Consider the following 26,706-nt stretch of genomic DNA (forward strand, 5'->3'; position numbering starts at 1 on the left):
CGACCTCGATCCTAGCTACAATCGTCGCCTGATTTTCAACGGGATATCACGTCACACCATGTCCATCACCGCACCCGACAAGCGCCAGATTCTCGTCACCAGCGCCTTGCCCTACGCCAACGGCGCCATTCACCTGGGCCACCTGCTGGAGTACATCCAGACGGATATCTGGGTGCGGTTCCAGAAGAGTCGCGGCCACCAGTGCCACTACGTCTGCGCCGATGACGCCCACGGCACCGCGATCATGCTGCGTGCCGAGCAGGAGGGCATCACCTCCGAGGCGCTGATCGACCGCGTATCCCGCGAACACCAGCAGGACTTCGCCCGTTTCGGCGTGGCCTTCGACAACTACCACTCGACCCACTCCGAGGAAAACCGCCACTTCAGCGAGCTTATCTATAAGCGCCTGCGCGACAAGGGGCACATCGCCACCCGTGACATCGAGCAGATGTACGATCCGGTCAAGGGTCTGTTCCTGGCCGATCGTTTCATCAAGGGCACCTGTCCCAAGTGCCACACCGCGGATCAGTACGGCGATAACTGCGAGGCCTGCGGCGCCACCTATACCCCTGCCGAGTTGATCGATCCGGTATCGGCTATTTCCGGCGCCACCCCGGAAGTCCGCAGCTCCACCCACTACTTCTTCAAGCTGCCTGACTTCGCCGACTTCCTCAGTGCCTGGATCAAGGACGACCATGTCCAGCCGCAGATCCGCAACAAGCTGATGGAATGGTTCGAGTCCGGATTCAACGAGTGGGACATCAGCCGCGACGCGCCCTACTTCGGCTTCGAGATTCCTGACGCGCCGGGCAAGTACTTCTATGTCTGGCTGGACGCTCCGATCGGCTACCTGGCGAGCTTCAAGAACCTGTGCGAGCGTGAGGGGCTGGACTTCGACAGCTACTGGGAGCGCGATTCAAAGGCCGAGGTCTACCATTTCATCGGCAAGGACATCGTCTACTTCCACGCCCTGTTCTGGCCGGCGATGCTGCACGGGGCCGAGATGCGCACCCCCACCGCAGTCAACTGCCACGGCTTCGTCACGGTCAACGGCGCCAAGATGTCCAAGTCACGCGGCACCTTCATCAAGGCCGCGACCTACGCCGAGCATCTCAATCCCGAGTACCTGCGCTACTACTTCGCCGCCAAGCTCACCTCCCGGGTCGATGACCTCGACCTGAACCTCGAGGACTTCGCGCTCAGGGTCAATGCCGACCTGGTGGGCAAGGTGGTCAACATCGCCAGCCGCTGCGCCGGTTTCGTCAAGAAGCTCGGAGGTGGGCAGCTGTCGACTCACTGCGCCGAGCCGGACATGCTGGCACGCTTCATCGCCGCCGGTGACGAGATCGCCGACTACTATGAACAGCGGGAGTTCGGCCGCGCCATGCGCAAGGTCATGGAGCTGGCCGACGAGGCCAACAGCTACATCGCCGACCAGGCGCCCTGGGTACTGGCCAAGGAGGCAGGCCGCGAGCAGGAAGTGCTCGACATCTGCTCCATGGGAATCAACCTGTTCCGTCAGCTGATGGTCTACCTGGCCCCGGTGGTACCGGCCATGGCCGAACAGGCCAGACTGTTCATGAATCTCGACACCCTCGACTGGAACAGCCGCGAGACCTGGCTGGGCGATCACCCCGTCAACAAGTTCAAGCCGCTGATGACCCGGGTCGAGAACGATCGTATCGATGCCATGATCGAAGCATCGAAGGAGGATCTGGTGGAAGAACAGAAGCTCAAGGAAACGCCCAAGGGACCGCTGGCCGAGACGCCGATCGCCGACGAGATCAGCTTCGACGACTTCGCCAAGGTGGACCTGCGTATCGCCCGCATCGCCAAGGCGGAATACGTCGAAGGGGCCGACAAGCTGCTCAAGCTGTCGCTGGATCTCGGCGGCGAAAGCCGCCAGGTCTTCGCCGGCATCCGTCGCGCCTATTCGCCGGAGGCTCTCGAAGGCAAGCTGACCGTCATGGTGGCCAACCTGGCACCGCGCAAGATGCGCTTTGGTGTTTCCGAAGGCATGGTGCTGGCGGCTGGCAACGACGACGGCATCTATCTGCTCGAACCCCACAGTGGCGCAGAACCCGGCCAGCGGGTCAGCTAAGGGGTTCCATCAAGCCCATGCGCCGGCGGGGCCCTGCCCGCCGGCCGTTACCTCGTGCATTCCATGACCGACGTTCTTCTCGTCCTCGTCAGTACCGCCCTGGTCAACAACTTCGTGCTGGTGCAGTTTCTCGGGTTATGCCCTTTCCTGGGGGTGTCCTCGAAGCTGGAATCGGCGCTGGGCATGTCCCTTGCCACCACCTTCGTACTGACCCTGTCATCGGCGGCCAGTCACCTGCTGCACCGTTATCTGCTGGTGCCGCTGGATCTTGAGTACCTGCGCACCATCGCCTTTATCGTGGTGATCGCCGTGGTAGTCCAGGCCACCGAGGTCATGGTGCGCCACCTGAGCCCCCTGCTGCATCGGGTGCTCGGCATCTTCCTGCCGCTGATTACCACCAACTGCGCGGTGCTGGGCGTGGCGCTGTTGAGCCTGGGTCGCGACGGCGGCTTCTTCGATGCGCTGCTGTACGGATTCAGCGCCGCTCTGGGCTTCTCGCTGGTGTTGATCCTGCTGGCGGCCATGCGCGAACGCCTGGCGGGCGCCGATGTACCGCGCCCGTTTCGCGGTGCGGCCATCGCCATGATCACCGCCAGCCTGATGTCGCTGGCCTTCATGGGCTTCACCGGACTTGCCACCGGGGGCTCTCCATGAGCCTGACGAGTCTTGTCGGCGTGGTCCTGATGGTCGCACTGATCGGTGTCTGCGGCGGACTGCTGGGCTGGCTGAACCGTCGCTTCAAGGACGGCGAGGATGGCCTGGTGGAGCAGATCGACGCCCTTTTGCCCCAGACCCAATGTGGCCAGTGTGGCTATCCCGGCTGTCGGCCCTACGCCGAAGCCGTCGAGCAGGGAGAGGCCATCAATCGCTGTCCACCGGGCGGCGAGGCAACCATCCTTGAGTTGGCCGAACTGCTTGGTCGGGAACCCCTGGCGCTCGACGGCGACGCCGACGATACCCCCCGGGTGGCCTTTATTCGGGAAGATGAATGCATCGGCTGCACCAAGTGCATCCAGGCCTGCCCGGTAGACGCCATCCTCGGCGCCTCGAAGATGATGCACACGGTCATCGCACACGAATGCACCGGCTGCGATCTGTGTATCGCCCCCTGCCCGGTGGACTGCATCGACATGCTGCCAAGAGAGCCACAACCCCGCTGGACCGCCGGCATCATCGCCAGCGACCGCACCACGGAGACGCTTCATGGCAGTGCTTGAGCGACTCTGGCGATCACTGGCGGCGGGTAGCCGGCCCGCCGGCGGCGTGCTGCCCCCTACCCGCAAGTCGCAGACCCGTGACCTGGGCATACGCACGCCGCCGCTACCGGCCAGGGTGACGTTGTTGCTGGAAGATGGCCGCGACCAGCCCTGGCGAGAGGTCCAGCCTATCGTCAAGCCAGGCCAGTACGTGCGTGCCGGCGAGCCAGTGGCACGCGCCGTCGGCCACCTGGCGCTGCCGGTGCACGCCAGCATCTCGGGCCACGTCAGCGCACTGGTCCCTGGCCACGAAGCGGACTCCGGCGGACAACACCCACCCGCTGTGGTGATCGAGTCAGACGGCTCTTCACAGCACCACTGGCTGCCGCCGCTCGACTGGCAAGGCGCGGCCCCCGGCGAGATCATCCAACGAATTGCCGACGCCGGCATCGCCGGCATGGGCGGCGGCGGATTTCCGGCCCATCTCAAGGTCCGCGCGGCACGCCAGGCGGGCGTCGATACCCTGGTGGTCAACGCCGCCGAATGTGAACCCTACCTGAGCGCCGATGACCAGACACTGCGCCAGCACACCGACCAGGTGCTATCCGGTGCAGCGATGGTGGCCCATGCCACCGGGGCCGCCTCTATTGTCATCGGCATCGAAGACGACAAGCCCGAGGCGGCCAGCGCCGTGCGTGCCCGGCTAGGCGAGCTGCCCTGCCCGGCACGACTCGAGGTGATCCCCATCCGCTACCCCAGCGGCGGCGAGCGCCAGCTGATCGAGCGCCTGCTGGGCCGCCGTCTCGCCTCTGACCAGCTGCCGGTTGACGCCGGCGTGCTGTGTCACAATCCCGGGACCCTGGCGGCCATCCACGACGCGGTGGCGCTCGGCAAGCCGATGATCGAGCGCACCCTGACCCTGGCGGGCCGAGCGCTGGCACGCCCCGGCAATGTCACCGCGCGCCTGGGCACCGCCATCGAACACCTGCTGCAGGACGCCGGCCTCGATCGCGCCAGATTGTCGCGGGTGATCGAAGGCGGTCCGATGATGGGCCAGGCGATCAGTTCGCTTGACCAACCCATCACCCAGACCACCAACGGCCTGATCGCCGCTGACGCGGCTGAACTGCCGACGCCGCCCCCCGCACGCCCCTGCATCCGTTGCGGCGACTGCCAGCCGGCCTGCCCGGCGGGCCTTGCCCCTCAGCAACTGTGGTGGCACGCCCAGGCAGGCGAAGACCACAAGGCCGAGGCCAACGGCCTGTTCGACTGCATCGAGTGCGGCGCCTGCGACTACGTCTGCCCCAGCCACCTGCCGCTGGCCAACGGCTTCGGCGAGGCCAAGCAGCGCCTGCGCACCGCGCGCGCCGAGAGCGCCCGGGCCGACCAGGCCCGCCACCGCTTCGAGGCACGCCAGGCCCGCGAGCAGCGCGAGGCGGCCGAGCGTGAAGCACGTCGCCAGGCCCGTCGTCAGGCCGCCACCCGGCGCGGCCAGGAGCGTGACGCAAGCAGCGCCAAGGATAGCTCAGCCGACACCAAGGGAACCGCCAGCGTCGCGGACGTGCGTGGCCTGCGCATCGCCCAGGCAGCCGCCAAGGCCGCGGCACGCAAGGCTGAGAAGGCGCTGGAGCGCGCCGCCCAGCAGCAGCAATCGGCGGATGTCCTCGCCGACCTCGAGACTCAACTGGATACCGCCAGACAGCACCTCGCCGCCGCCGATGCTCGGCTCAAGGCCGCCCGTCAGGAGGAAACCCGGCCATGAGCCACCTTCACCGCCACACCAGCGCAGACAGCGCTCGTCGTGGACACGACAGCGCTACCTTGATGCGTCGGGTGACGCTGGCCTGCCTGCCCGGACTCATCACCCAGAGCTGGTTCTTCGGCCTTGGCGTCGTCACCAACGTCATCACCGCAGCGGCCTGCTGTGTGCTGATCGAGGCGATGATGCTGGTGGCGCGTCGGCGGCCCGTCTCGCCGACCATCGCTGATGGCAGCGCCCTGTTGACCGGGGTGCTACTGGGTGCGGCGCTGCCGACGGGCACCAGCCTGTGGCTGATCCTGATCGGCTCGCTTGCCGCCGTGGCGGTGGCCAAGCACCTTTACGGCGGGCTCGGCCAAAACCTGTTCAACCCCGCCATGGTGGGCTACGCCCTGCTGCTGGTGTCCTTCCCCACCCAGATGAGCCTGTGGCCCGCACCCTCGGGGCTATTCGGCCCCGACGCCGTCGAGCCCTCGACCTGGCTGGCACGCTGGCTGGGCCAGCACCCAGCAGCCGCACTGGATGCGCTGAGCGGTGCCACACCGCTGGACGCCTACCGCCATCGCGCCGCAGACGCCAGCCTCGCCGAGCTAGTGGCACCAGCGGCGCTGGAGGCCTGGCGCAACGTCGCCCTGGCCTGGCTGGCCGGAGGTCTTTACCTGCTCTACCGCCGGCTGATCGACTGGCGCCTGCCGCTGTCCATGCTCGCCTCCATGGCCTTGCTCGCCTGGCTGTTCGATCAACTGTCGGCCAGCGGCGGAGTCGGCTTCCACCTGCTCGGGGGCGCGGCCATGTTCGGCGCCTTCTTTATCGTCACCGACCCGGTCAGTGCCGCCAGCGGTCGTCGTGCACGCCTGGCTTATGGTGCCGGCATCGGCGCCCTGACGATGATCATCCGTGCCTACGGCGGCTACCCTGACGCCGTGGCCTTCGCCGTGCTGCTGATGAACCTGGCCGCCCCCCTGCTCGACCAGCTGGTGCCCGACCGGTCATCGAATGCTCGAGCCACCCGGAGGCACAACGATGACGGTTAGCCAGCGACACCGCCCTGGTCAAGAACGCTGATGGACGACCGCCTCACTTGGAAAGCACTGATAGACTGCGCTGATGAATAGCCCTGATAGCAACACGTCGGCTCCGCGAACACTGGCCGTGAAACTTGCCCTGTTCGCCCTGGTGACCCTGGGTGCGGTCAGCCTGACCCAGGCGCTCAGCGAGGGGCGTATCGAGGCCAATCGCCAGGCCCACCAGGACGCCCTACTGCAAAGCCTGGCGCCTCAGGGCACCGCCAGGCTGGTGCCGGCGCCGGCCGGTGACCAAGGCTGGCAGGCGCTGGACGAAAGCGGCACGCTGCTCGCCACCCTGCAACCCTCTTCAGCGCTCGGCTACGCAGGCCCCGTCGAGGTGCTGGTGGCACTGACACCGCAGCGGCGTGTCACGGCAGTGCGCGTCGTCGATCACCGCGAGACGCCGGGGCTTGGCGACGCCATCGAGCGCCGCAAGGGCCCCTGGATCGATCAGTTCGAAGGCCTCGCGCGCCACCAGCTGGACCTGGCCCCGCAGGGCGCCATCGAAGCCCTGACCGGTGCCACCATCACCTCTCACGCCGTCATCCAGGCGGTGAACGAAGCGATGATGACTGCCGGGTCGCCGCGTGATACGCCAGACGCCAGTAACCAGGAGCACAGCCCATGACCCGCAGCGACGCTCGCGACATCGCCATCAAGGGGCTGTGGAGCAACAATCCCGCCCTGGTCCAGTTGCTCGGCCTGTGTCCGCTACTGGCCGTCACCGGCAGTGTGGTCAATGGCCTGGGGCTCGGGATCGCCACCCTGGGGGTGATGCTCGGCGCCAGCGCCTCGGCCTCGGCGCTGCGCCACCAGGTACGCCCAGAGGTACGCCTGCCGGCCTTCGTGTTGATCATTGCTGCCTTCGTGACCTGCGTCGAACTGTCCATGGCGGCGCTGACCTACGAGCTCTACCAGGTGCTCGGCATCTTCCTGCCGCTGATCGTCACCAATTGCGCCATCCTGGCTCGGGTCGAGGCCTTTGCCTCCCGCCAACCGCTCAAGCCGGCGCTGTTCGACGCCCTGATGAACGGCGTCGGCTTCTCTCTGGTGCTGGTGTTGATCGGGGGTATCCGCGAACTGCTGGGGCAAGGCACCCTGTTCGCCGGCATGGACCTGCTGCTGGGCGACGCAGCCGGTGACTGGACACTGCACCTGCCGGGTGATGGCGGCATGCTGTTTCTGGTGCTGCCCCCGGGGGCCTTTCTGGTCACCGGGCTGCTGATCGCCGCGAAGAACGCCATCGACGACGCCGTGAAGCGCCGCCGCCCGGCGCCGACCCGGACGCCCAGGGACGAACGCCGGGTGCGGGTTACCGGAGTCGTGCGCTGAAGATCCGCCCGGCCTGGCCCGCTGTCGATTCAGCCCCTGGCTTGCCAACCAAAGAGACGAGCATGAACGCTGCCAAACGCCACGAGATCTTTACCCGCCTGCGGGCCCACAATCCCGAGCCGACCACCGAGCTCAACTGGAGCACACCGTTTGAGCTCTTGGCCGCGGTACTGCTGTCGGCGCAGGCCACCGACGTCGGCGTCAACAAGGCCACCGCTCGCCTGTTCCCGGTGGCCAACACACCCCAGGCGATCATCGATATCGGGATCGACGCGCTCAAGGAACACATCAAGACCATCGGCCTTTTCAACACCAAGGCCGAAAACCTGATGAAGACCTGCCATCTGCTGATCGAGCGCCATGATGGCGAGGTACCGGCCACCCGTCCGGCGCTGGAGGCCCTGCCCGGGGTCGGACGCAAGACCGCCAACGTGATCCTCAACACCGCCTTCGGCCAGCCCACCATCGCCGTGGACACCCACATCTTCCGGGTCTCCAACCGCACCGGCATCGCCAAGGGCAAGAACGTGGTGGAGGTCGAGGAACGGCTGGTGCGCCACGTCCCCCGCGAATTTCGCCAGGACGCCCACCACTGGTTGATCCTCCATGGTCGCTATACCTGCGTGGCACGCAAGCCACGTTGCGGCAGCTGTGTCATCGAGGATCTGTGCGAGTTCAAGGACAAGACCGACATCTAGACCTTGCATGGGCCGCGACTGCACCCAGCGACGGTTTTCGCCCGTCCTGGCCCCCAGCACCACAGACAAAAGCGCTCACCGACGAAAGCGCCCATCACCAAGGATGCGTGCCGGAAGCCGGAAGCCGAAAGCCGAAAGCCGAAAGCCAGGCGAATTACGCCAAAGTTCAAGCGCAGCCGGCGGCCAGACGCGTTAGCCTGAGGGCCCAAGTCTCAACATGAGCGGTTAACGATGCAGGAAGTGCTACAGCAACTCTGGATTCCGCTGGCCATGGCCGTGAGCTTTGGCGCCTTCACCGGCTCGCTGTTCCGGCTAAGTGGCCGCCCGGGCTCCGAGCGGCCACTGATGTTCCCGGTGCTTGGCCTGCTCGGCGGCCTGACCGCCTTCATGATCCACCAGGTGCTGGTGTGGACGGTGGGCGCGCCGACCTGGCTGTTACCGATCCTGGTGGTGCTCCAGGTCTGGCTGTGGCTCGGGCCGCTGGGGCCGAAGATCCCCCGCCGCGAACAGGACCCACGAGAATGATCGCCTCCCCGTCAGACTGACGACCACAAGAGGCGCCCCTGCCATGGCAGGGGCGCCTCTTTGTTGGCAAATACTGTCTGACGAACAGTGCCTGGACGGTAGAACGTCACCGAGCGCAGGCATAATTCCAGGCTTTCTACGAAAAGTCGGCGAGCGCAGGCACTTTTCATGCAAGCCCTATTGGCGAGTGGACGGGCACGGCGCCCCACAGGGCGCACAGGCGCTGGCGTCACGCTGGTTCAGCGAGGTCCGAGCGTGGCCGTCGCCCATGTTGAAGGCAAAGGTGGGACTGGCCAGGTGGTCAGCCATGATCAATACCAGAATCGCCAGCAACAGACCGATGACGCGGCTTCGATGATAGGCGGCTTTCATGGGAATCACCTTGAACAATGGATCAGTGGGTCGGTCGATCAGTTGGGCAGCCGGAACCAGGGGCGCAGGCGAATCCCCACCAGCGAACCGACGAAGGCGCAGGCGAACCACACCCAGGCGTGCAGGCTGCCCGAGGCCAGTCCCGAAAACAGCGCGCCGATATTGCAGCCGAAGCCCAGGCGGGCACCGTAGCCCAGCAGCAGGCCGCCGATGATCGCCGCCAGGAACTGACGTCCCTCGATGGGCTTGCGACTGGCTTCATTGAAGCGATTGGCCAGACCCGCCGCCAGCATGGCACCCAGCAGCAGACCGAAGTTCATCACCGAGGTGATGTTCACCAGCACCGAATCGGCCAGCGCCATGGCCGGGTAGTCCCAGGTCCAGAACTCGAACTGACTCATGTCCACGCCGATGGCCTGCAACGCCTTGGCGCCCCAAAGATTGAAGGCGAAGGTGATGCCCCAGGGCGCCCCGCCGATGGCCAGGGTCAGGGTGTTGCCGATCGCCAGCACCAGGATCGCCCAGACGAAGGGCCAGCGTCCCTGCACCAGGGTGCGCAGCACCCCGCCTTCGGCAGGTGCCAGGCGCAGCTCGGAACGTTCCAGCGAACCGTGGGCGCGGCGTTCCACGCGATTGACCCACAGCATAACCAGCGCCAGTCCCGCCCACTGTACCGCGATGGCGCCGATGACACCGACACTGTCGATCAGGCTGATCGGATCCAGGCTCGGCAGGTCGAGCCACCACGGCAGGTGGATCGAACCGACCACCGCACCGATGATGAAGAACGCAAGTGTCACCAGCATGCGCAGGTTGCCGGCGCCGACGGTAAACAGCGTGCCTGAGCCACAGCCTCCACCCAACTGCATGCCCAGGCCGAATACGAAGGAGCCCACCACCAGCGAGGTGCCGATGGGCGCCACCGCCCCCACCATGCCGGGCTCACCGCTGCCGAGCAGCGGAATCATCAGCGCAGAGGTCAGTGCAAACAGGATCAACTGGGCACGCATGCCGGCGCCGCGACGCTTGGTGACCAGATTGCGCCAGCCGGCGGTAAAGCCAAAGGCCCCATGGTAGAGCGCCATCCCCAGCGCGATACCGACGCCGAACAGCGCCACCAGGAAAGGAGCGGTCTCGAGCCACACCAGCCCGCCCAGGATCAGCATCCCGGCCAGGGCCACGCCGACGACGAAACGATCGACAGGAAGGCGGCCCTGGACGGGGGCCGCAGCGGAAGTCTGTGTCATGGTAGTGATCTACTCGTGATGAGAGGGCCACGCCGGCGACCCGGGGTCGGCGGCGTGGCGATAGCGTCAAACCCTGCCATCCAGCAACAGGTCCGGCACGGACGCAGAAGCGAGGCAACGATAACGTAGCAAAGGCGCAGCAATTGCGCGAAATCGACGCTTTAACAAGGCGCCAACCGGAGCCTCAGGGCAGCCGGAGCCTCAGGGCGATCAGTCGTCACCAAGGCCCAGGGCGTCGAGCACCTTGCCCAGTCCCTGCTTGGCCACCGCCAACGGGCGTGACTCGTCCTGGGTCCACTCGGCCATGGAGCCGTCATACAGGGCCACATTGTCGAAGCCGGCGATTTCGCTGAGCACGAACCAGTCGGTGGCGGCCCAGTGGCCGGTGTTGCAGAAGGCCACGGTCTTGGCGCTGGCGTCCAGCTCGGCCGCCTGTATCCGCGAGGTCACCTGGGCGGTGTCGAGACGCCAGGCGCCGCCATCGTTGGCCAGCAGGCTCTGGTGAGGCAGGTTCAAGGCACCCGGGATGGTGCCAGGGGCCGCCGCCGCCGGAGACTGATTGTCCCCCTTGAAGTAATCCTCGGGGCGAGCGTCGACCAGCTGTCCCTGGGACTCCCGTGCGGCCTCAACCTCTTCGGTGGTGGCCAGCAGCGACTCGTCCAGTTCGCCCTCGAAGCGCACCGGGTCGGGATATTCGACGGGGCCACTGACGACCTCCAGCCCCTGTTCCTTCCAGCCCGCAAAGCCACCGTCGAGGATCGCCACCTGGTCATGGCTGAGTACCTTGAAGGTCCAGTAGACCCGCGCCGCGCTGCCGAAGTCGGTGGCGCCCGTGCCCGCCGGCACCAGCACCACGGTATCGTCGTTGTCGATACCGAGCCCACCGATCAGCCGCTGTAGACTCGACACCGGCGGCATCACCCCGGTGACGCCGTCACGGCTCTCGCGCCAGCCGTCTTCGGTATAGCTCGAGTACAGGCTGCCCGGAATATGGGCGTCTTCGAAGCTCGAGCGATCGCCGCCATTGTCGATGCTGGAGCGAATGTCCAGCACCACCAGATTGTCGTTGTCCAGATGCTCGCTCAGCCAGGCGGGGCTGACCAGCGGATCGACCTCAAGCGCCTGGGCGGAGCCTGCCACCAGCAAGACACCGGCAAATGTCAGGGACCTCAGCATGATCTTGACCTCCTAGGTGGGTGTTGACGCCCATTATCCCGCTCGGAGCAGCAAACTCAATATGCTTTAAATGAATAATAATTTTCATGCTCATAACTTGCCGACATGAATATTCGCTCCAGCGAATGCCGAGCAACGCAGCAGGCGCAATGCCTTGTCAGGCAAGGCGCTTGGTAGCATACCCCTCGTGCACGCTCCTCGTGCACGCCCCTACTGTCACGCTCCTCATGCAAGGTCCTTCCCAGACGGTGCTTGCCATAAGGTCCTTCGGCCATTCCCACAGGATCCTTTCTGCCAGATGATGCGCGAGCGGCCTTCCGCACCAGGTTACAGTGACAGTTCGCCTCCCCGTTCGACGGCGCGGGCATAGCCGGGCCGTTGGCGACAGCGCTCGACAAAGGCGCCAAGCTGCGGGTGGTCGCCCAGCTGGCCACGACCTTCCAGCGCCAGCAGCGGGAAGCTCATCTGTATGTCGGCGGCACTGAAGCGCTCGCCCGCGAACCATTCTCGCCCTTCCAGGCTATGCTCCCAGAAGTCCATCAGACGGCGGATCTCCGGCCCCAGATACTGCTTGCGCACGCCCTCGGCAAAGAGCCGGCCCAGGGGCCGCATCAGCGCCGGCACCGGCGGTTTGCCGAGTCGGCTGAACACCAGATTCATGACCAGTGGCGGCATGGCCGAGGCCTCGGCGTGGTGCATCCAGAACACGAAGTCGGTGGTATCGGCGCTTGACGGCTCCGGCCACAGTCGATGCTCGGTATCGAAACGCCTGAGCAGGTAGTCGATGATGGCGCCGCTCTCAGCCACCACGCGGCTACCTGCGTCTTCATCGGTGATCACCGGGGACTTGCCCAGCGGGTGCACCTGCTTGAGTGCGGCGGGTGCCAGCATGGTCTTCGGATCTCTGGCGTACTGGCGGATCTCATAGTCCACGCCCAGCTCTTCCAGCAGCCAGACGATACGCAGCGAACGCGAATTTTCCAGATGGTGCACGACGATCATGGAGCTCTCCTTGGAACGAGTCATGCCTTGAGGCGGGTCTTTCCCTGAGACAGGCAATGGCCTGAGGTGTGGCTCTCCCCGACATGGGCCGGGGCGTGTTAGATGGGCTGACGGGCGCGGCGACGACCTGCCTGAAACAACCGCCCCACAGACACAAACGGCGCCCCGGAGGGCGCCGTTGTCGCGGTGAGCAATCAGCGCGGTTCGAACATCTCGTCGCCGACTTCATCGATGTAGCGTTCGGCCTTCTGACGCATCAGGGCGTCACAGGCTTCGCGTCCCGGCACCAGGTCAGAACGCTCGAACCGATGCTCCAGGGTCTCGCCGCCCTCGATGGGCTTGCGGATGACACCGCTGACGCGGAACTGACCGCCCTGCTCCTCGGGTTGCGAGATGATCAGGTAACCACGGTACTCGACCGCTTCGGCCTCGGGCGCGGCGCGGGACGACGACTTGCCGTCCCCCTTGAACAGCGCTCCGAACAGTTGCTTCAGCATGGGAACTCCTTTGGCCTGTCGCGCGACGTTACCACTCAGTCCTGACGACGACCCTTGCCGGCAGCGATGCGCAGACGCAGGGCGTTGAGCTTGATGAAGCCTTCGGCGTCCTTCTGATCGTAGGCGCCCTGGTCATCCTCGAAGGTGGCGATGGACTCGTCGAACAGCGACTCGTCGGAGCGGCGACCGGCGACGATGGCGTTGCCCTTGTAGAGCTTCATGCGCACCACACCGGAGACGTTCTTCTGGGTCTCGTCGATGGCCGCCTGCAGCATGCGGCGCTCGGGGCTCCACCAGTAGCCGTTGTAGATCACCTCGGCGTACTTCGGCATCAGCTCGTCTTTCAGGTGGGCCTCTTCGCGGTCGAGTGTCAGCGACTCGATGGCGCGGTGAGCACGCAGCATGATGGTGCCCCCGGGCGTTTCGTAGCAGCCGCGGGACTTCATGCCGACGTAGCGGTTCTCGACGATGTCGAGACGGCCGATACCATTGTCGCCACCCAGCTTGTTGAGCTTCTCGAGCACCTCGTGGGGCTTCATCGGCTCGCCGTCGATGGCCACGATGTCACCCTTGTCGAAGGTCAGCTCGACGTAGGTCGGGGTATCCGGGGCGGCCTCCGGCGACACGCTCCAGCGCCACATGTCTTCCTCGGCCTCGGCCCAGGGATCCTCGAGGATGCCGCCCTCGTAGGAGATATGCAGCAGGTTGGCGTCCATGGAGTACGGCGACTTCTTCTTCTTGCTGAAGTCCACCGGAATATCGTGCTGCTGGCAGTAGGCCATCAGCTTCTCGCGGGAGTTGAGGTCCCACTCGCGCCACGGGGCGATCACCTTGACGCCGGGCTTGAGCGCATAGCCGCCAAGCTCGAAACGCACCTGATCGTTGCCCTTGCCGGTGGCGCCGTGAGAAATCGCGTCGGCACCGGTCTGGTTGGCGATCTCGATCAGGCGGCGGGCGATCAGCGGACGGGCGATGGAGGTGCCCAGCAGGTACTCGCCCTCGTAGATGGTGTTGGCGCGGAACATCGGATACACGTAGTCGCGCACGAATTCTTCGCGCAGGTCCTCGATGTAGATTTCCTTGACGCCCAGGGCCTCGGCCTTGGCACGGGCAGGCTCGACTTCCTCGCCCTGACCGATGTCAGCGGTGAAGGTCACCACCTCGCAGTCGTACGTTTCCTGCAACCACTTGACGATGACGGATGTGTCCAGTCCGCCGGAATAGGCGAGCACGACCTTCTTTACATCGGACATGCTAGGGGCTCCTTCTTGTAACCAACCATGGTGTGACCAACGCATTCGCGGCGCGAATAACGCCCGAAGAGCGCCGATTATAGCGTGCATCTGGGGTGCCGAATACCGGCCACGGGACGCCGCTGCCCCAAACTGCTAGACTTTCGCCGTTTCGGCCTGCCAACAGCAGGCCCCCTGACCCCACACGGCCCGACTAAGGAGAGGTGCATGAGCGAGCTGATCGCCCGCGAACTCATGGCGCAACGTTTTCGCAGTTTTCTGCCGGTGGTGGTGGATATCGAGACCGGCGGCTTCAACCCGGAATCCGACGCCCTGCTGGAGATCGCCGCCGTCACCCTGACCATGGACCCGGAAGGCAACCTGTTGCCCGACGCCACCTTCGCCTACCACATCGAACCCTTTGCCGGTGCCAATGTGGAGCAGGCAGCGCTGGATTTCACCGGCATCCGCCTCGATGACCCGCTGCGCAAGCAGGTGGCGGTCAGCGAGTCCGAGGCGCTTGGCGAGATATTTCGACCGGTGCGCAAGGCGATCAAGGCCCACGGCTGTACCAGAGCCATCCTGGTGGGCCATAACGCCGCCTTCGACCACGGCTTTCTCAACGCCGCGGTCAATCGCTGCGAGATCAAGCGCAATCCCTTCCACCCCTTCTCGAGCTTCGACACCGCCTCACTTGCCGGTCTGGTCTACGGCCAGACCGTGCTCGCCCGAGCCTGTCGCGCCGCCGGTATCGAGTTCGACAACAACGCCGCGCACTCGGCCCGCTACGACACCGAGCGCACCGCCGAGCTGTTCTGCGCCATGGTCAATCGCTACAAGGACCTGGGAGGATGGCGGCTGGCCCAGCAGGAACAGGGCATGGAAGAGGATTGATCCCCTTCGGTCGCTAAAGTCTCAAGACGATAAAGGCCCCGATGGTCGATGACCATCGGGGCCTTTATCGTAGGTGCGAAGCTTTCGCGGCAGCCGGTCGACGTGGTCCCGCCGGACACCGCCTTATGGAAAGGCGTTGGCCTGGCGGGCGCACGGCCACCAACAGCGCTCTTTAGTCGGCAGCGCCTTCCTCGTTCTGGCGGGCACGCTCGGCGGCCTGCTTGACCAGCGGCTCGAGTTCGCCGTTGTTGTGCATCTCGACGACGATGTCGCAGCCGCCGACCAGCTCGCCTTCCACCCACAGCTGCGGGAACGTCGGCCAGTTGGCCACCTTGGGCAGCTCCGCGCGGATGTCGGGGTTGTCCAGCACGTTGACGAAGGCAAAGCGCTCGCCACAGGCCATCAGCGCCTGCACGGTCTGGGCGGAGAAGCCGCACTGCGGCAGCTGCGGAGACCCCTTCATGTAGATCAGGATGGGATTTTCGCTGATCTGGCGCTGAATATTCTCGACGGTGGTACTCATCACGGCTCCTCGTTGAAACGGGCTTGGCTTGCTCGCCCTTGCTAAGTGACGCAGACCGGGACAATGGGGGCATCCCGCCCCATTTTCAATGCGGCCCCGGCGGACTACCTCGCAGGAGGCAATACCCGATGGCCACACTCGGCCTTTGCATGGCCGCATTGTACGGCCCGGCGGCGCGTTGCGCATCCCCTCGGGGCTGGCTAGGATGGTCGTTTTTTACCTCGTTGGAGAGATGCCATGGCCACCCGCCACTTCCTGACCCTACTGGACCTGAGCCAGGATGAACTGCGCTACCTCATCCAGCGCGCCATCACCATCAAGAACGGCCTCAAGGCCCACGGCCCGACCTACACGCCGTTCACCAACCGCACCCTGGCGATGATCTTCGAGAAATCCTCGACCCGTACCCGGGTGTCCTTCGAGACCGCCATGGCGCAGTTTGGCGGGCACGCCCTGTTTCTGTCACCGCGCGACACCCAACTGGGGCGCGGCGAGCCCATCGGTGACACCGCACGGGTGCTCTCGGAGATGGTCGATGCGGTGATGATCCGGACCTTTTCCCACCAGGGTCTCGAGGAATTCGCCGCCGCCAGTGACGTGCCGGTGATCAACGCCCTGACCGACGACTACCATCCGTGCCAGCTGCTAGCCGATGTCATGACCTGGACCGAGCTGCGCGGCAGCGTCAAGGGCCGCACCGCGGTGTGGATCGGCGACGGCAACAACATGTGCCACTCCTGGATCAACGCCGCGCGCCAGTTCGACTTCAAGCTGCGTATCTGCTGCCCCGAGGGCTACGACCCCCGCGAGGATATCCTGGCCGCCGCCGGTGATCGGGTAGTGATCGAGCGCGACCCGATGACCGCCGTGGCCGGCGCCGACCTCGTCACCACCGACGTCTGGGCCTCCATGGGCCAGGAGGAAGAGCAGGCTCGTCGCGAGGCGGACTTTGCCGGCTTCCAGGTCACCGAAGCGATGCTCGACGCCGCCGCCAAGGACGTGCTGTTCCTGCATTGCCTGCCGGCCCACCGCGGTGAGGAGATCAGCGAGACCCTGCTCGACGATCCCCGCGCGGTCGTCTGGCAGGAAGCCGGCAACCGCCTGCACGCCCAGAAGGCGCTGCTGGAGTTCTTGATGCTGGGTCAGGTCAACGGCTGAGATCCTGGTCGACGTACTTATAGACTTTGGTCTAATTCGACGATTGTCGTATACTGGTCCCATCTTCTTATTCGGGATGGGACCATGGCCCTCACCGCTGATCACAACGACACCGCCCAGCGCATCGACCTCACCGCCTTCATCGAGGACCTCTACCGCGATGGCGAGGTGCTGGAGGCGATCACCCAGCCCAGTCGCGGACTCAGCGCCGAGCGGCTCGATTCCCTGACCCGCTCACGGTCCCAGGCCTCGCGTCTGCGCCGCCTATTGCGCCAGGCGCTGGTGGCCCACAACAGCCAGGGGCGGCTGGTGCTTACCACCACCGGACGTAAACTGGCCTTTGATCTCTATGGTGTCGGCGCCGCCGACCTTCACGCCAGCGCCTGAGGTCTAAAGCGAGCGACCGACGGTGCTGTCTGGGTGTCGCCAGTCATCAACAGCCAGGCGATAAATAGACAGGCGATAAATAGCCAGGCGGTCTCCTGACACCGGCCAGATATGCCAAGGGCGCCCAGCGGGCGCCCTTGGTGCTTCTGCTATCGATTGTTGCCACTATTCGTTTTTACCAGTAGCGGCTCTTGCCAATATCCGTTGTTACCCTTGGCCTTTTCCAGCGGCGGTCGTTGTTACCTACGGCCTATGCAAACAGCAGTCTGCCGCTTGGCTGCCCGCCACTGCGTCGCCGGTGAAGGCCCCCTAAAGGCCCTCTCGATCAGGCCGCCGCGTCGGTACCTGCAGCCCCCTTCGTCCAGGCGTGGCGCTTGAAGGCGTCGTCGATGGGCGTGTCCGCCAGGTGATTCACGTAGTTCGACAGAATCTTCTGGCTCACCCCCAGCACGATATCCAGCAGCTGCTGCCGGCTGAAACCCGCCTCGAGGAAGTGCTCCACCACGGCCGGATCCGGACGTCCGCGATCACGCACGATGGCAAGCGTGGTCTGGCGCAGCAGCTCCAGACGATCATCTTCCAGCGGCTGCTGATCGCGCAGCGCCTGGGTGATGGCGGGGTCCACCTTCATCATGCCGGCCACCGCCGTGTGCACGGCCACACAGTACTCGCAATCATGCTCGACGTTGATCGCCTGCCAAACCACCGTCTTCTCGGCGGCATCGAAACTCGAGGCGAGAAACAGCTCATGCAGTCGCTGGTAGGCCTCCAGCACGCCCGGCGCTTCGGCCATCACGCTGTACAGGGCCGGGATCATGCCCATCTCCTTCTGCGCCTTCTCGAGCAGGGGGCGGCTTTTTTCGGGGGCGCTGGACAGATCGTGCTGAGTAAAGTCGGTCATGGGTCTCTATTCCAATACAGAGGTGAAGGGATACGTCGATGAACGTGCTACTTGGTGGCGCTCGTTGCCGAATCCTTTCCTCGCACTCTCCCTACCCTCCTCATCACGCCTGTTCGGGCACAGATTGGCAGCGACACCAAGGATGTCGCATGACGTCAACAAAACGACGGTTAGTGCCAAGTGACAGGCCGTCATCTTCGCCACACTGCGCCCATTCACGACGAGGAGAGCATCATGAACCGCAACGTCATTCTCACCTGCGCCGTGACCGGCGCCGGCGACACCACCGCCAAGAGCGACAAGGTACCGGTCACCCCCGAGCAGATCGCCAACGACTGCATCGAGGCCGCCAAGGCCGGCGCCAGCATCGCCCACATCCACGTGCGCGACCCCGAGACCGGTGGCGTCAGCCACTCGCTGGATCACTTCCGCGAGGTGATGGAGCGGGTGCGCGAGGCCGACACCGACATCGTCATGAACATCACCGCCGGCGGTGGCGGGGACTGGATTCCGGACAGCCAGGATCCGACCCGTGGCGGCCCCGGCACCGACATCCAGACCCCGGCCCAGCGCCATGAGCCGGTGGGCGAGCTGCTGCCTGAGCTGTGCACCCTGGACTGCGGCAGCCTCAACTTTGGCGACATGATCTACGTCAACTCCGCCGACTGGCTGCGTGAACACGCCCGCCTGGTGCAGGCCGCCGGGGTCAAGCCGGAGCTCGAGTGCTTCGACCTGGGCCATGTATGGTTCGCCCGCCAGCTCCAGGCGGAAGGCCTGATCGACGGTGACCCGCTCTACCAGCTGTGCCTGGGCATCCCCTGGGGCGCCGAGGCCGACACCGAGACCATGCTGGCCATGCGCAACAAGCTGCCGACCAACGCCAACTGGGCGGCCTTCGGCATCGGTCGCCACCAGATGCCCATGGCCGCCCAGGCGGTACTGCTCGGCGGCCACGCCCGCGTCGGCCTCGAGGACAACCTCTACCTGGAAAAGGGAGTACTGGCCTCCAACGCCCAGCTGGTCGAGAAAGCCGGTCGGATGATCAACCACCTTGGCGCCAACGTGATGACCCCGGCCGAAACCCGCAAGTTCCTCAAGCTGCGCGACCCGTCCACCGGTCAGATCGCCGGCGACAGCGCTGGAGGTGATGCATGAAACAGCTATCCGTCATCGGTACCGGCGTCATCGGCAACGGCTGGATCGCTCGAGCCCTGGCCAACGGCTGGCGTGTTGCCGCCTTTGACCCCGACCCCAAGGCCGAGGCACGCACCCGTGCCTTCGTCGACAATGCCTGGCCGTCACTGGAAAAACGCGGCCTGGCCGAGGGCGCAAGCCCCGACAACCTGCGCTTTGCGACCTCGCTGGAAGCCGCAGTGGACGGCGCCGACCTGATCCAGGAAAACGTGCCCGAGCGCCTCGAGCTCAAGCGCAGCATCCTGGCCCAGATCGACGCCGCGGCGCCGCCTGAGGTGCTGATCGGCTCCTCGACCTCGGGCTTCAAGCCCAGCGACCTGCAACAGGGCTGTCAGCACGCGCCCGGCCGGGTCATCGTCGCCCACCCCTTCAACCCGGTGTATCTGCTGCCGCTGGTCGAGCTGGTCGGCGGCGAGGCCACCCAGGCCGAGCACACCGAGCGTGCCCAGGCGCTGTACCAGGCACTCGACATGCGCCCGCTGGTGGTGCGTCGCGAGATCGAAGGGCATATCGCCGATCGCCTGATGGAGGCGCTGTGGCGGGAGTCCCTGCACCTGGTCAACGACGGTGTCGCCACCACCGAAGAGATCGACGCCGCCGTGGTCTACGGCTGCGGCCTGCGCTGGTCACTGATGGGCACCTTCCTGACCTTCCATCTGGCCGGCGGCGATCAGGGCATGCGCCACATGCTGGAACAGTTCGGCCCCGCCCTGAAGCTGCCCTGGACCAAGCTCGAGGCCCCGGAGCTGACCGACGAGCTGATCGATCGGGTGGTCGAGGGCTGCGAGCACCAGGCCGCGGGTCGCAGCGTGTCCGAGCTGGATCGCCGTCGTGACGACTTTCTGGTCGAGCTGCTCGGGCTGGTCCAGAAGTACTGGCCGGAGGCGGAAGGCCTCGAGGGGCGCATCTGATGGCGCTGCTCGACACCGACGTCAAGCCTGACTGGGTCGACTACAACGGCCATATGAACGACGCCGTGTACGCCAGGGTGTTTTCCCTGGCGGTCGACACCCTGATGGAGCGCATCGGCCTCGATGAGGCCGGGCGCCACCGGCACGGCTACACCCTCTACACCCTGGAGACCCATCTGCGCTACCTGCGCGAGGCCCACCAGGGGCAGCCACTTCAGGTCGAGGTCGCGCTGGTCGATCGTGACGCCAAGCGCCTGCATCTGTGGTTCGAGCTGTACAGCGGCGAACAGCTGCTGGCCACCAGCGAACAGATGTTGATGGGCATCGACCTCGACAGCGGTCGACCGGGACCTTTCCCCGAGGCGGTGGACACCGCCATCGCTGCGCTGCCGGTCATCTCATCGCCCGCTCCCGAGGGACTCGGGCGGCGTATCGGCATCGTCCGACGCTGACGGCGCCATCAGCGCAGATTCGGCCAGGGAACACCAGACCATGACCATCGATGACTTCGCCGAACGTTTCCAGGCCGGGCTCGACGCCATGGCGACGATGCCGATGAACCAGGCGAGGCGCCACTACGACGAGCTCTGCGCCAGCTTCGCCGGCCCCGTACCGGCCACGATCGCCGTCACCGACGAGGTCATCGACGGCGTCGGCGTGCGCCGCTATCGGCCGCACCTCGGCGCCGAAGGCGTGGTGCTCTACGCCCACGGTGGCGGCTTCACCATCGGTTCGGTAGAGAGCCACCAGGGTGTCGCCGCCGGTCTTGCCCAGGCCCTCGGGCGAGAGGTCGTCAGCCTGAACTACCGGCTGTTGCCTGAGGCGTGCTATCTCGCGCTGCTCAACGACGTCGAGGTGGTCCGTCGGCGGCTTGCGCCGGTTGCCCTGGTCGGCGACAGCGCCGGTGCCCGGCTGGTGCTGGACGCCGCCAAGCGTGCTGCCGACGACAGCCCCCTGGGCCTGGTCTACCCGCTGCTCGGCACGCCAAGCGACACAAGCCTCGGACCGGACGCGCCGCTGCTCAGCCGGCAGGACGTGTTGGCGGCCTGGTCGTTGATCGCCGAACAGGCTCGCCGAATCGGTGACGAGCTGCCCGCCAGCCGCGCCATCGAGTGCCTCGCCGTGGAGCACGACCCGCTGACGCGCCCTCTGCTGGCAACACTGGATGAATGGCGCCGCTGCCACCACCAGATCGGTGTGCATATGGCCGAGGGCATGTTGCACGGCGCCCTGCACGCGCGCTCGTCACTGCCTGCCATGGAGGCTGCCTGGCGAGCATTCTGCCGTGCGCTTGCCGCACATCTTGACTAGAGTCTTTTCTCTAAATTCCTTGTTTTTCAAGTCCTTGAATCAAATATCCAGCGCATTTTCGTCACCTTCATCCTACCCAACCGAGGACACCGCCGACCGCCCGCCCCTCCAAAACGATAACGAGACGCCAATGAACCAGAACATCACCACTTCGGTCGCCACCGTGGCCACCGTCATCGCCCTGATCTCCTTCGCTGCCATTGCCCCAGGCCCTTTCCAGACGCTGCTTGACGCCATCAAGGTCAACGTCATCGGCAACTTCGGTTTCATCTTCACCTACCCCGCCTTCGCCGCCTCCATCGTCTTTACCGTGCTGATGTTCACCCCCCTGGGCAGGCTCAGGTTCGGCCAGGGAGATCCCGAATTCTCCACCCTGGCCTGGCTCGGCATGCTGTTCGCCACCGGCATGGGCATCGGCCTGGTGACCTGGGGCGTGCTGGAACCGCGCTACCACGTCGATGCCGGCCACAGCACCGACCAGGCCCTGCTGTACGCCTTCAACCACTGGGGCCTGCTGGCCTGGGCCGGCTATCTGGCGATCGGCGTGATCTTCGCTCACGCCATGTACAACCTGAACATCGACAAGCCCGCCGAGACGCTGCTTGGTGGCGGCTTTCTCAGCAAGCTCAACCTGGTCAGCCTGGTGGTGTCTACCGTCATCGGCCTGTCGCTGACCTTCTCCTACGCCACCGATCCGCTCAAACAGAGCCTCGAGCAGTTCTTCGGCATCGACGCCAGCCCCACCCTGATCATCCTGGTGCTGTCGCTGTTCGCGATCGCCTCCAGCGCCTCGGGTCTCCAGCGTGGCATCAAGTGGCTGAGCAACTACAACACGCTGTTCGCCCTGTTTCTGATGGTCAGCGTCTTCGTACTGACCTCACCGCTGGACATCCTCGGCACCTTCACCCGACTGTTGCCGGAATACCTGGTGAAGTACCCGGCGATGGCGACCGATATCGGCCTCGGCGATCCCGAGCACAAGGCCTGGCTGGCGGACTGGCTGTACGCCTTCGAGGCCGCCTGGTACGGCTGGTTTGTGTTCACCGGCGTATTCATCGCGCGTATCTCAAAGGGCCGCACCCTGCGCCAGCTGGTACTGGGGGTGATGCTGGTGCCGAGTCTGTTCTCCTGCCTGTGGTTTACCACCTTCGGCCTCGGCGGACTCGAGACCGGCTCCGAGGACGTCTTCGCCCTGATGGCGACCCTCGACAACCATGGCGTGCTGTCGGCCGTCCTCGCGCTCAACATCCTGCTGTTCTTCGTCACCAGCGCCGACTCGGCGGGACTGGTCTGCGAGATGCTGACGGTGCACCGCTCACGGGCCTTTTGGATCGTTGCCATGGCCGCCCTGGCGGTGGTGATCAACTGGCTGGAAGGCGACATCTTCAAGGTCATTCTGACCCTGATCTCGGTCGCCGCCGTGCCTGTCGCCTTCGGTATCTTCGCCCTGGTCGCCGCCTTCCTGGTGCGTATCCGAGGCAGGCACGATGATCTGAGCGACAGGCAGGGCCAGGACTCCTGAGCCGCATTGCCGAGTGCCACCCCAACGACCAACGCAGACAGGGCCTGTAAACAGGCCCTGTCTGCGTCATGACCAGGTGTGGTTGGCGGACTTACGTCCAGGGGCCAGCGTCGGCAGACGCCGGCCCCTTCACGCTAGCTCTGGGATGCTAGCTCAAGGGCAGTTCCATCAGAACTTGCCCAATTCGGCCTCCAGCGGGAACATCGCCGCCGACAGCTCGCCTACCGTCATCACCGGAGACTCCGGCGCCTTGGCCGTCGGCCAGGCCTCGAGCAGCCCGTCGTAGCCCTCGACCAGGGCATCGTAGGCACCCGCCTGACGGAACATGTCGGCGTGGCGCTCCAGCGACTCCCGGGCGGTCAGCACAAAGCCACGACCGTCCTGATACTCGACCACGTTCTTGAACTCGCCGTCATCCACGGCTTCTTCGTACTCGTGCAGCGCGGTCTTCAACAGCGCCAGCTGGACCTTGGCCTGAAAGCCCGCATCCTGCTCGAGGCCATCGTCGACGTCGGCCATGGCCGAGAGGATGGTCTCGCGAAGCGATGCGTAATCCTGTTCGACCTCGCTCCAGTCACCGCCCTGCTGCACCTTGCCGGAGAAGGCTTCCAGCTCAGTATCGAAAGCGTCGATGCCACGGCTTTCCAGCGCAGGCGCGATGCCCGGGTACACCTCATGGTAGGGATGGCCAAAGTGGGGATAGGACGCGGTCTTGGCACCCTCGGTGTAGAGCTCCTTGGCGACCTCAAGGTGGCCGAGCATCAGCGCAAGCTCAGTGGTGTAGACGCCAGGGTTGGCCGCGTCGACGTGGCCACCTTCGCCACCTTCGCCACCTTCGCCGCCTTCACCGCCTTCACCGCCTTCACCGCCTTCGCCACCTTCACCGCCTTCGCCACCTTCACCGCCTTCGCCACCTTCACCGCCTTCGCCACCTTCACCGCCTTCGCCGCCTTCGCCGCCTTCGCCACCGGAAGACGCCGTCAGATAGGCAAAGACCGCATAGGGATCGCTGGCGAGGGAGGCACTTTCACCGCCTTCACCGCCGTGGCCGTGCTCGCCACCTTCACCACCTTCGCCGCCATGGCCCTTCTCGCCACCTTCGCCGCCTTCACCGCCGTGGCCGTGCTCGCCACCTTCACCGCCGTGGCCGTGCTCGCCACCTTCACCGCCGTGGCCGTGCTCGCCACCTTCACCGCCGTGGCCGGATTCACCACCTTCGCCACCTTCACCGCCTTCGCCGCCGTGGCCCTTCTCGCCACCTTCGCCACCTTCACCGCCTTCACCGCCGTGGCCGGCTTCACCACCTTCACCGCCTTCGCCGCCTTCACCACCGTGGCCCTTCTCGCCACCTTCACCACCGTGGCCGGCTTCACCACCTTCGCCACCTTCGCCACCTTCGCCACCTTCACCGCCGTGGCTCTGTTCGTAGGCAGCGTCGTCCTTGTGCATATCGTCGCCATCGCCGTGATGGTCGGCCCAGGCGGCGCTGGATCCGAGCAGTATGCTGGCGCCAACGCCAATCCACAGCTTGGTACGAGTCTCTTGCGTCATGGGGTGCTCCTTCCTTCTACGTCTACTTGGGGCCAAGTTCTTGTTCAGGGCTCGCGCTCGATGGAACCAGGATCCACTTGCCGCAAACCCATGTCCGATCTGGCAATGTCTGCGCCAGTCAAACCATCAGGTGCCTGCCCACTAGACTGGCGTGTCACGAAGTGTAATGCAAACGATTAACAGTCGGGTATACTGACGGCCATTTGCGGGAGCCTCCGATGATTCTGTGTATCGACAAGGTGCTGACCGACGACCAGCTCCAGCGTATTCGCCAGACACTGGACGCCAGCGACTTTCGTGACGGACGGGAGACCGCCGGCTGGCATGCGCGCACGGTCAAGCGCAACCAGCAGGCGAGCAGCCAGGAGCCCGCCATCGCCGCCCTGCGTGACGAGGTCATGCAGACCCTGTCCGCACACACCCTGTTCCAGATCGCCGCGCGCCCGCGCCGAATGAAGCCGGTCATGTTCAGTCGCTACCAGCAAGGCATGACCTACGGCAATCACGTCGACGACGCGGTGATGCCCACCCCCCAGGGGCCGATGCGCACCGACCTGTCCTTCACCATCTTCCTTGGGGATCCGGACAGCTACGAGGGCGGAGAGCTGGTCACCGAGACCACCCAGGGCGAACAGCGCTTCAAGCTGCCGGCGGGTTCGATGATCCTGTACCCGTCCTCGACGCTGCATCGCGTCGACCCGGTCACCCAGGGGCAGCGACTGGCCGCGGTGGGCTGGCTGCAGAGCCAGGTACGCCAGCCTGAACAGCGCGAAGTGCTGTTCGACCTCGACACCACTCGCCGCCAGATCTTCGAGCGCGACGGCAAGACCGCCGAGTTCGACAGCATCTCCAAGAGCCTGGCCAATCTGCTGCGGATGTGGGCCGAGATCTGACCTGAGGCCCGGTCAGCCGTGGTGTCGAAAGGCCTGCGGCGCCGTTCCGAACGCCCTGCGGAAGGCGCGACTGAAACTCGACGCCGAGCCAAATCCACAGCTGAGCCCGATCGCCAGCACATCGAGGTCGGTATCCTTGAGCAATTGGGCGGCACGTTTGAGGCGCAGCGACAGGTAGTAGGCGCTGGGAGAGGTGCCCAGCACATCGGCAAACAAGCGCTGTAGTTGGCGACTCGACACGCGGCTGCGGCGTGCGATCTCGGCTAACGGCAGGGGCGTTTCCAGGTGCGACTCCATCAGCGCTACCGCATCGACCAGCCGCGGCTGGTGGGTGCCAAGACGCCTGACCAGGCTCATTCGCTGCTGGTCGGTGCGCGAGCGCAGGCGGTCGTGAATCAATTGTTCGGACACGTCCACCGCCAGCGCCATACCGTGGCGACGGGCGATCATCTCCAGGGTCATATCCATGGCCGCCGCGCCGCCGGCACAGAAGAAGCGCCGCTCCTCCAGCAGGAACAGCTCGTCGCAGGTGCGAATCGAGGGATAGCGTTCGTTGAAGGTGGGCAGCGTCTCCCAGTGCAGGGTCACCGTATGCCCCCTGAGCAAGCCGGCCTCCGCCAGCACCACCGCGCCGGTGTCCAGCGCGCCGATGCAGCAGCCACCCTGGTCGAGCCGGTTGAGCCAGGCGCTGAGCCCGTGGCCGATCCACAATTCCGGATCGAAGCCGCTGCATACCGCCAGCCACGGCAGATTGCGGACGTCTTCCATGGGGTGGTCCACCAGCAGGGTCATGCCGTTGCTGGCGGTCACCGGCCCTCCGCCCAGCCCGATCAGCGTCCAGTCATAAAGAGCGCGACCGGCGATGCGGTTGGCGATGCGCAGCGGCTCCACCGCCGAGAAAAACGCCATCATCGAGAACTGCGGCAGCAGCAGAAAACCCAGCCGCTGTTCGGCCTGCTCGATTTCACCGGCGCTCGCCTCCAGGCGTTGACCACTGAGCTCTACCATCGCTGTCCGCCTCCTTACCGACGCCCGTGACTGCGGCGCAGCATAGCATGAGGATATCGACGATAACGTCCAAAGGCTGAAGAGTGGGGCTGCGCCTCCTGACTGGCCGTATCTCGCCTGCGCCCTGAGTTGAGGGCAGCGTACGAGGGTGGCACCCTTGCAGCGCGGTGCGGACCGGGCCGATCCTGAATCCGCTGTCGCTGGTGCGCCGATACCCGAACCACCGATCCTGGCGCGGCCAGCGCCGTC

The 26,706-nt window shown here is 65.3% G+C and carries 28 protein-coding genes; 18 read left to right on the top strand and 10 right to left on the bottom strand.

Going from position 1 to position 26,706, the window contains the following annotated elements:
• Positions 1-58: 58 nt before the first annotated feature.
• The 9 genes from metG (at position 59) to NFG57_RS10620 (ending at position 8,678) form a co-directional block, all read left to right on the top strand.
• On the top strand, positions 59-2,101 hold the full coding sequence (metG, locus tag NFG57_RS10580) for a methionine--tRNA ligase (RefSeq protein WP_045994777.1): 2,043 nt from the start codon (positions 59-61) through the stop codon (positions 2,099-2,101).
• A 63-nt stretch (positions 2,102-2,164) separates the two neighbouring features.
• Positions 2,165-2,755: an electron transport complex subunit RsxA gene (rsxA, locus tag NFG57_RS10585; protein ID WP_045994778.1), complete on the top strand. Its 591-nt coding sequence runs from the start codon at positions 2,165-2,167 to the stop codon at positions 2,753-2,755.
• Complete coding sequence (gene rsxB / locus NFG57_RS10590; protein ID WP_213227946.1) at positions 2,752-3,318, top strand: electron transport complex subunit RsxB; 567 nt, start codon at positions 2,752-2,754, stop codon at positions 3,316-3,318. Before rsxA ends, rsxB begins: the two co-directional genes overlap by 4 nt.
• A complete protein-coding gene (gene rsxC / locus NFG57_RS10595; protein ID WP_348814271.1) occupies positions 3,305-5,059 on the top strand; it encodes an electron transport complex subunit RsxC in 1,755 nt (584 codons plus the stop codon). Before rsxB ends, rsxC begins: the two co-directional genes overlap by 14 nt.
• Positions 5,056-6,090, top strand: coding sequence for an RnfABCDGE type electron transport complex subunit D (locus tag NFG57_RS10600; protein ID WP_348814272.1), 1,035 nt, complete (start codon positions 5,056-5,058; stop codon positions 6,088-6,090). The genes rsxC and NFG57_RS10600 overlap by 4 nt, the downstream gene beginning before the upstream one ends.
• Positions 6,091-6,208: 118 nt before the next feature.
• Positions 6,209-6,751 carry an RnfABCDGE type electron transport complex subunit G gene (locus NFG57_RS10605; protein WP_348814273.1) on the top strand — a complete coding sequence of 181 codons (543 nt, stop codon included), beginning with the start codon at positions 6,209-6,211 and terminating at the stop codon, positions 6,749-6,751.
• Complete coding sequence (locus NFG57_RS10610; RefSeq protein WP_348814274.1) at positions 6,748-7,455, top strand: electron transport complex subunit E; 708 nt, start codon at positions 6,748-6,750, stop codon at positions 7,453-7,455. Before NFG57_RS10605 ends, NFG57_RS10610 begins: the two co-directional genes overlap by 4 nt.
• Positions 7,456-7,517: 62 nt before the next feature.
• Positions 7,518-8,153, top strand: coding sequence for an endonuclease III (nth, locus tag NFG57_RS10615; protein ID WP_124804801.1), 636 nt, complete (start codon positions 7,518-7,520; stop codon positions 8,151-8,153).
• A gap of 231 nt (positions 8,154-8,384) precedes the next feature.
• Positions 8,385-8,678: a hypothetical protein gene (locus NFG57_RS10620; RefSeq protein ID WP_045994784.1), complete on the top strand. Its 294-nt coding sequence runs from the start codon at positions 8,385-8,387 to the stop codon at positions 8,676-8,678.
• A gap of 177 nt (positions 8,679-8,855) precedes the next feature.
• On the opposite strand, the gene NFG57_RS10625 is transcribed toward NFG57_RS10620, so the two are convergent.
• The 6 genes from NFG57_RS10625 to NFG57_RS10650 all read right to left on the bottom strand — a co-directional run bounded on the left by NFG57_RS10625 (position 8,856) and on the right by NFG57_RS10650 (position 14,225).
• Complete coding sequence (locus tag NFG57_RS10625; protein WP_045994785.1) at positions 8,856-9,050, bottom strand: hypothetical protein; 195 nt, start codon at positions 9,048-9,050, stop codon at positions 8,856-8,858.
• Positions 9,051-9,088: 38 nt separating this feature from the next.
• Positions 9,089-10,297, bottom strand: coding sequence for a YeeE/YedE family protein (locus NFG57_RS10630; protein ID WP_222516755.1), 1,209 nt, complete (start codon positions 10,295-10,297; stop codon positions 9,089-9,091).
• Between the two features lie 210 nt (positions 10,298-10,507).
• Positions 10,508-11,473: a sulfurtransferase gene (locus tag NFG57_RS10635; protein ID WP_348814275.1), complete on the bottom strand. Its 966-nt coding sequence runs from the start codon at positions 11,471-11,473 to the stop codon at positions 10,508-10,510.
• 327 nt (positions 11,474-11,800) lie between these two features.
• Positions 11,801-12,475, bottom strand: a complete 675-nt coding sequence (locus NFG57_RS10640) for a glutathione S-transferase (protein WP_348814276.1) — start codon at positions 12,473-12,475, stop codon at positions 11,801-11,803.
• A 194-nt stretch (positions 12,476-12,669) separates the two neighbouring features.
• Positions 12,670-12,972 (bottom strand): HlyU family transcriptional regulator, encoded by a 303-nt coding sequence (locus tag NFG57_RS10645; RefSeq protein WP_045994789.1) that lies wholly within the window; start codon positions 12,970-12,972, stop codon positions 12,670-12,672.
• A 35-nt stretch (positions 12,973-13,007) separates the two neighbouring features.
• A complete protein-coding gene (locus tag NFG57_RS10650; RefSeq protein WP_045994790.1) occupies positions 13,008-14,225 on the bottom strand; it encodes an argininosuccinate synthase in 1,218 nt (405 codons plus the stop codon).
• Between the two features lie 207 nt (positions 14,226-14,432).
• Between NFG57_RS10650 and rnt the strand changes: the two genes are divergently transcribed.
• Complete coding sequence (gene rnt / locus NFG57_RS10655; protein WP_045994791.1) at positions 14,433-15,098, top strand: ribonuclease T; 666 nt, start codon at positions 14,433-14,435, stop codon at positions 15,096-15,098.
• 172 nt (positions 15,099-15,270) lie between these two features.
• On the opposite strand, the gene grxD is transcribed toward rnt, so the two are convergent.
• Positions 15,271-15,621, bottom strand: a complete 351-nt coding sequence (gene grxD, locus NFG57_RS10660; RefSeq protein WP_045994792.1) for a Grx4 family monothiol glutaredoxin — start codon at positions 15,619-15,621, stop codon at positions 15,271-15,273.
• 237 nt (positions 15,622-15,858) lie between these two features.
• Here grxD and argF point away from each other — a divergent pair, with 237 nt between their 5' ends.
• Positions 15,859-16,779: an ornithine carbamoyltransferase gene (gene argF / locus NFG57_RS10665; protein WP_045994793.1), complete on the top strand. Its 921-nt coding sequence runs from the start codon at positions 15,859-15,861 to the stop codon at positions 16,777-16,779.
• 84 nt (positions 16,780-16,863) lie between these two features.
• The gene (locus NFG57_RS10670) at positions 16,864-17,166 is read left to right on the top strand and encodes a hypothetical protein (protein WP_348814277.1); all 303 of its coding nucleotides are present in this window, start codon (positions 16,864-16,866) and stop codon (positions 17,164-17,166) included.
• Positions 17,167-17,491: 325 nt separating this feature from the next.
• Here NFG57_RS10670 and NFG57_RS10675 read toward each other — a convergent pair whose 3' ends face one another.
• Positions 17,492-18,067 carry a carboxymuconolactone decarboxylase family protein gene (locus tag NFG57_RS10675; protein ID WP_348814278.1) on the bottom strand — a complete coding sequence of 192 codons (576 nt, stop codon included), beginning with the start codon at positions 18,065-18,067 and terminating at the stop codon, positions 17,492-17,494.
• 234 nt (positions 18,068-18,301) lie between these two features.
• Here NFG57_RS10675 and NFG57_RS10680 point away from each other — a divergent pair, with 234 nt between their 5' ends.
• The 5 genes from NFG57_RS10680 to NFG57_RS10700 all read left to right on the top strand — a co-directional run bounded on the left by NFG57_RS10680 (position 18,302) and on the right by NFG57_RS10700 (position 23,005).
• Positions 18,302-19,222, top strand: a complete 921-nt coding sequence (locus NFG57_RS10680) for a 3-keto-5-aminohexanoate cleavage protein (protein ID WP_108133355.1) — start codon at positions 18,302-18,304, stop codon at positions 19,220-19,222.
• Complete coding sequence (locus NFG57_RS10685; RefSeq protein ID WP_213227967.1) at positions 19,219-20,172, top strand: L-carnitine dehydrogenase; 954 nt, start codon at positions 19,219-19,221, stop codon at positions 20,170-20,172. The genes NFG57_RS10680 and NFG57_RS10685 overlap by 4 nt, the downstream gene beginning before the upstream one ends.
• Positions 20,172-20,624 carry a thioesterase family protein gene (locus NFG57_RS10690; protein WP_348814279.1) on the top strand — a complete coding sequence of 151 codons (453 nt, stop codon included), beginning with the start codon at positions 20,172-20,174 and terminating at the stop codon, positions 20,622-20,624. The genes NFG57_RS10685 and NFG57_RS10690 overlap by 1 nt, the downstream gene beginning before the upstream one ends.
• Before the next feature lie 40 nt (positions 20,625-20,664).
• Positions 20,665-21,483 carry an alpha/beta hydrolase fold domain-containing protein gene (locus NFG57_RS10695; RefSeq protein WP_348814280.1) on the top strand — a complete coding sequence of 273 codons (819 nt, stop codon included), beginning with the start codon at positions 20,665-20,667 and terminating at the stop codon, positions 21,481-21,483.
• 130 nt (positions 21,484-21,613) lie between these two features.
• On the top strand, positions 21,614-23,005 hold the full coding sequence (locus NFG57_RS10700; RefSeq protein ID WP_348814281.1) for a BCCT family transporter: 1,392 nt from the start codon (positions 21,614-21,616) through the stop codon (positions 23,003-23,005).
• Between the two features lie 168 nt (positions 23,006-23,173).
• Here NFG57_RS10700 and NFG57_RS10705 read toward each other — a convergent pair whose 3' ends face one another.
• On the bottom strand, positions 23,174-24,556 hold the full coding sequence (locus NFG57_RS10705) for a hypothetical protein (RefSeq protein WP_348814282.1): 1,383 nt from the start codon (positions 24,554-24,556) through the stop codon (positions 23,174-23,176).
• Between the two features lie 218 nt (positions 24,557-24,774).
• On the opposite strand from NFG57_RS10705, the gene NFG57_RS10710 reads away from it, so the two are divergent.
• Complete coding sequence (locus tag NFG57_RS10710) at positions 24,775-25,449, top strand: Fe2+-dependent dioxygenase (RefSeq protein WP_124804812.1); 675 nt, start codon at positions 24,775-24,777, stop codon at positions 25,447-25,449.
• Positions 25,450-25,461: 12 nt separating this feature from the next.
• Here the strand turns inward: NFG57_RS10710 and NFG57_RS10715 are convergent, their stop codons facing one another.
• On the bottom strand, positions 25,462-26,457 hold the full coding sequence (locus NFG57_RS10715) for a GlxA family transcriptional regulator (RefSeq protein ID WP_045994548.1): 996 nt from the start codon (positions 26,455-26,457) through the stop codon (positions 25,462-25,464).
• Between the last annotated feature and the right edge of the window lie 249 nt (positions 26,458-26,706).

The sequence above is a fragment of the Halomonas sp. H10-59 genome, from assembly GCF_040070555.1.
GTDB classification, from domain to species: Bacteria; Pseudomonadota; Gammaproteobacteria; order Pseudomonadales; family Halomonadaceae; genus Halomonas; species Halomonas litopenaei.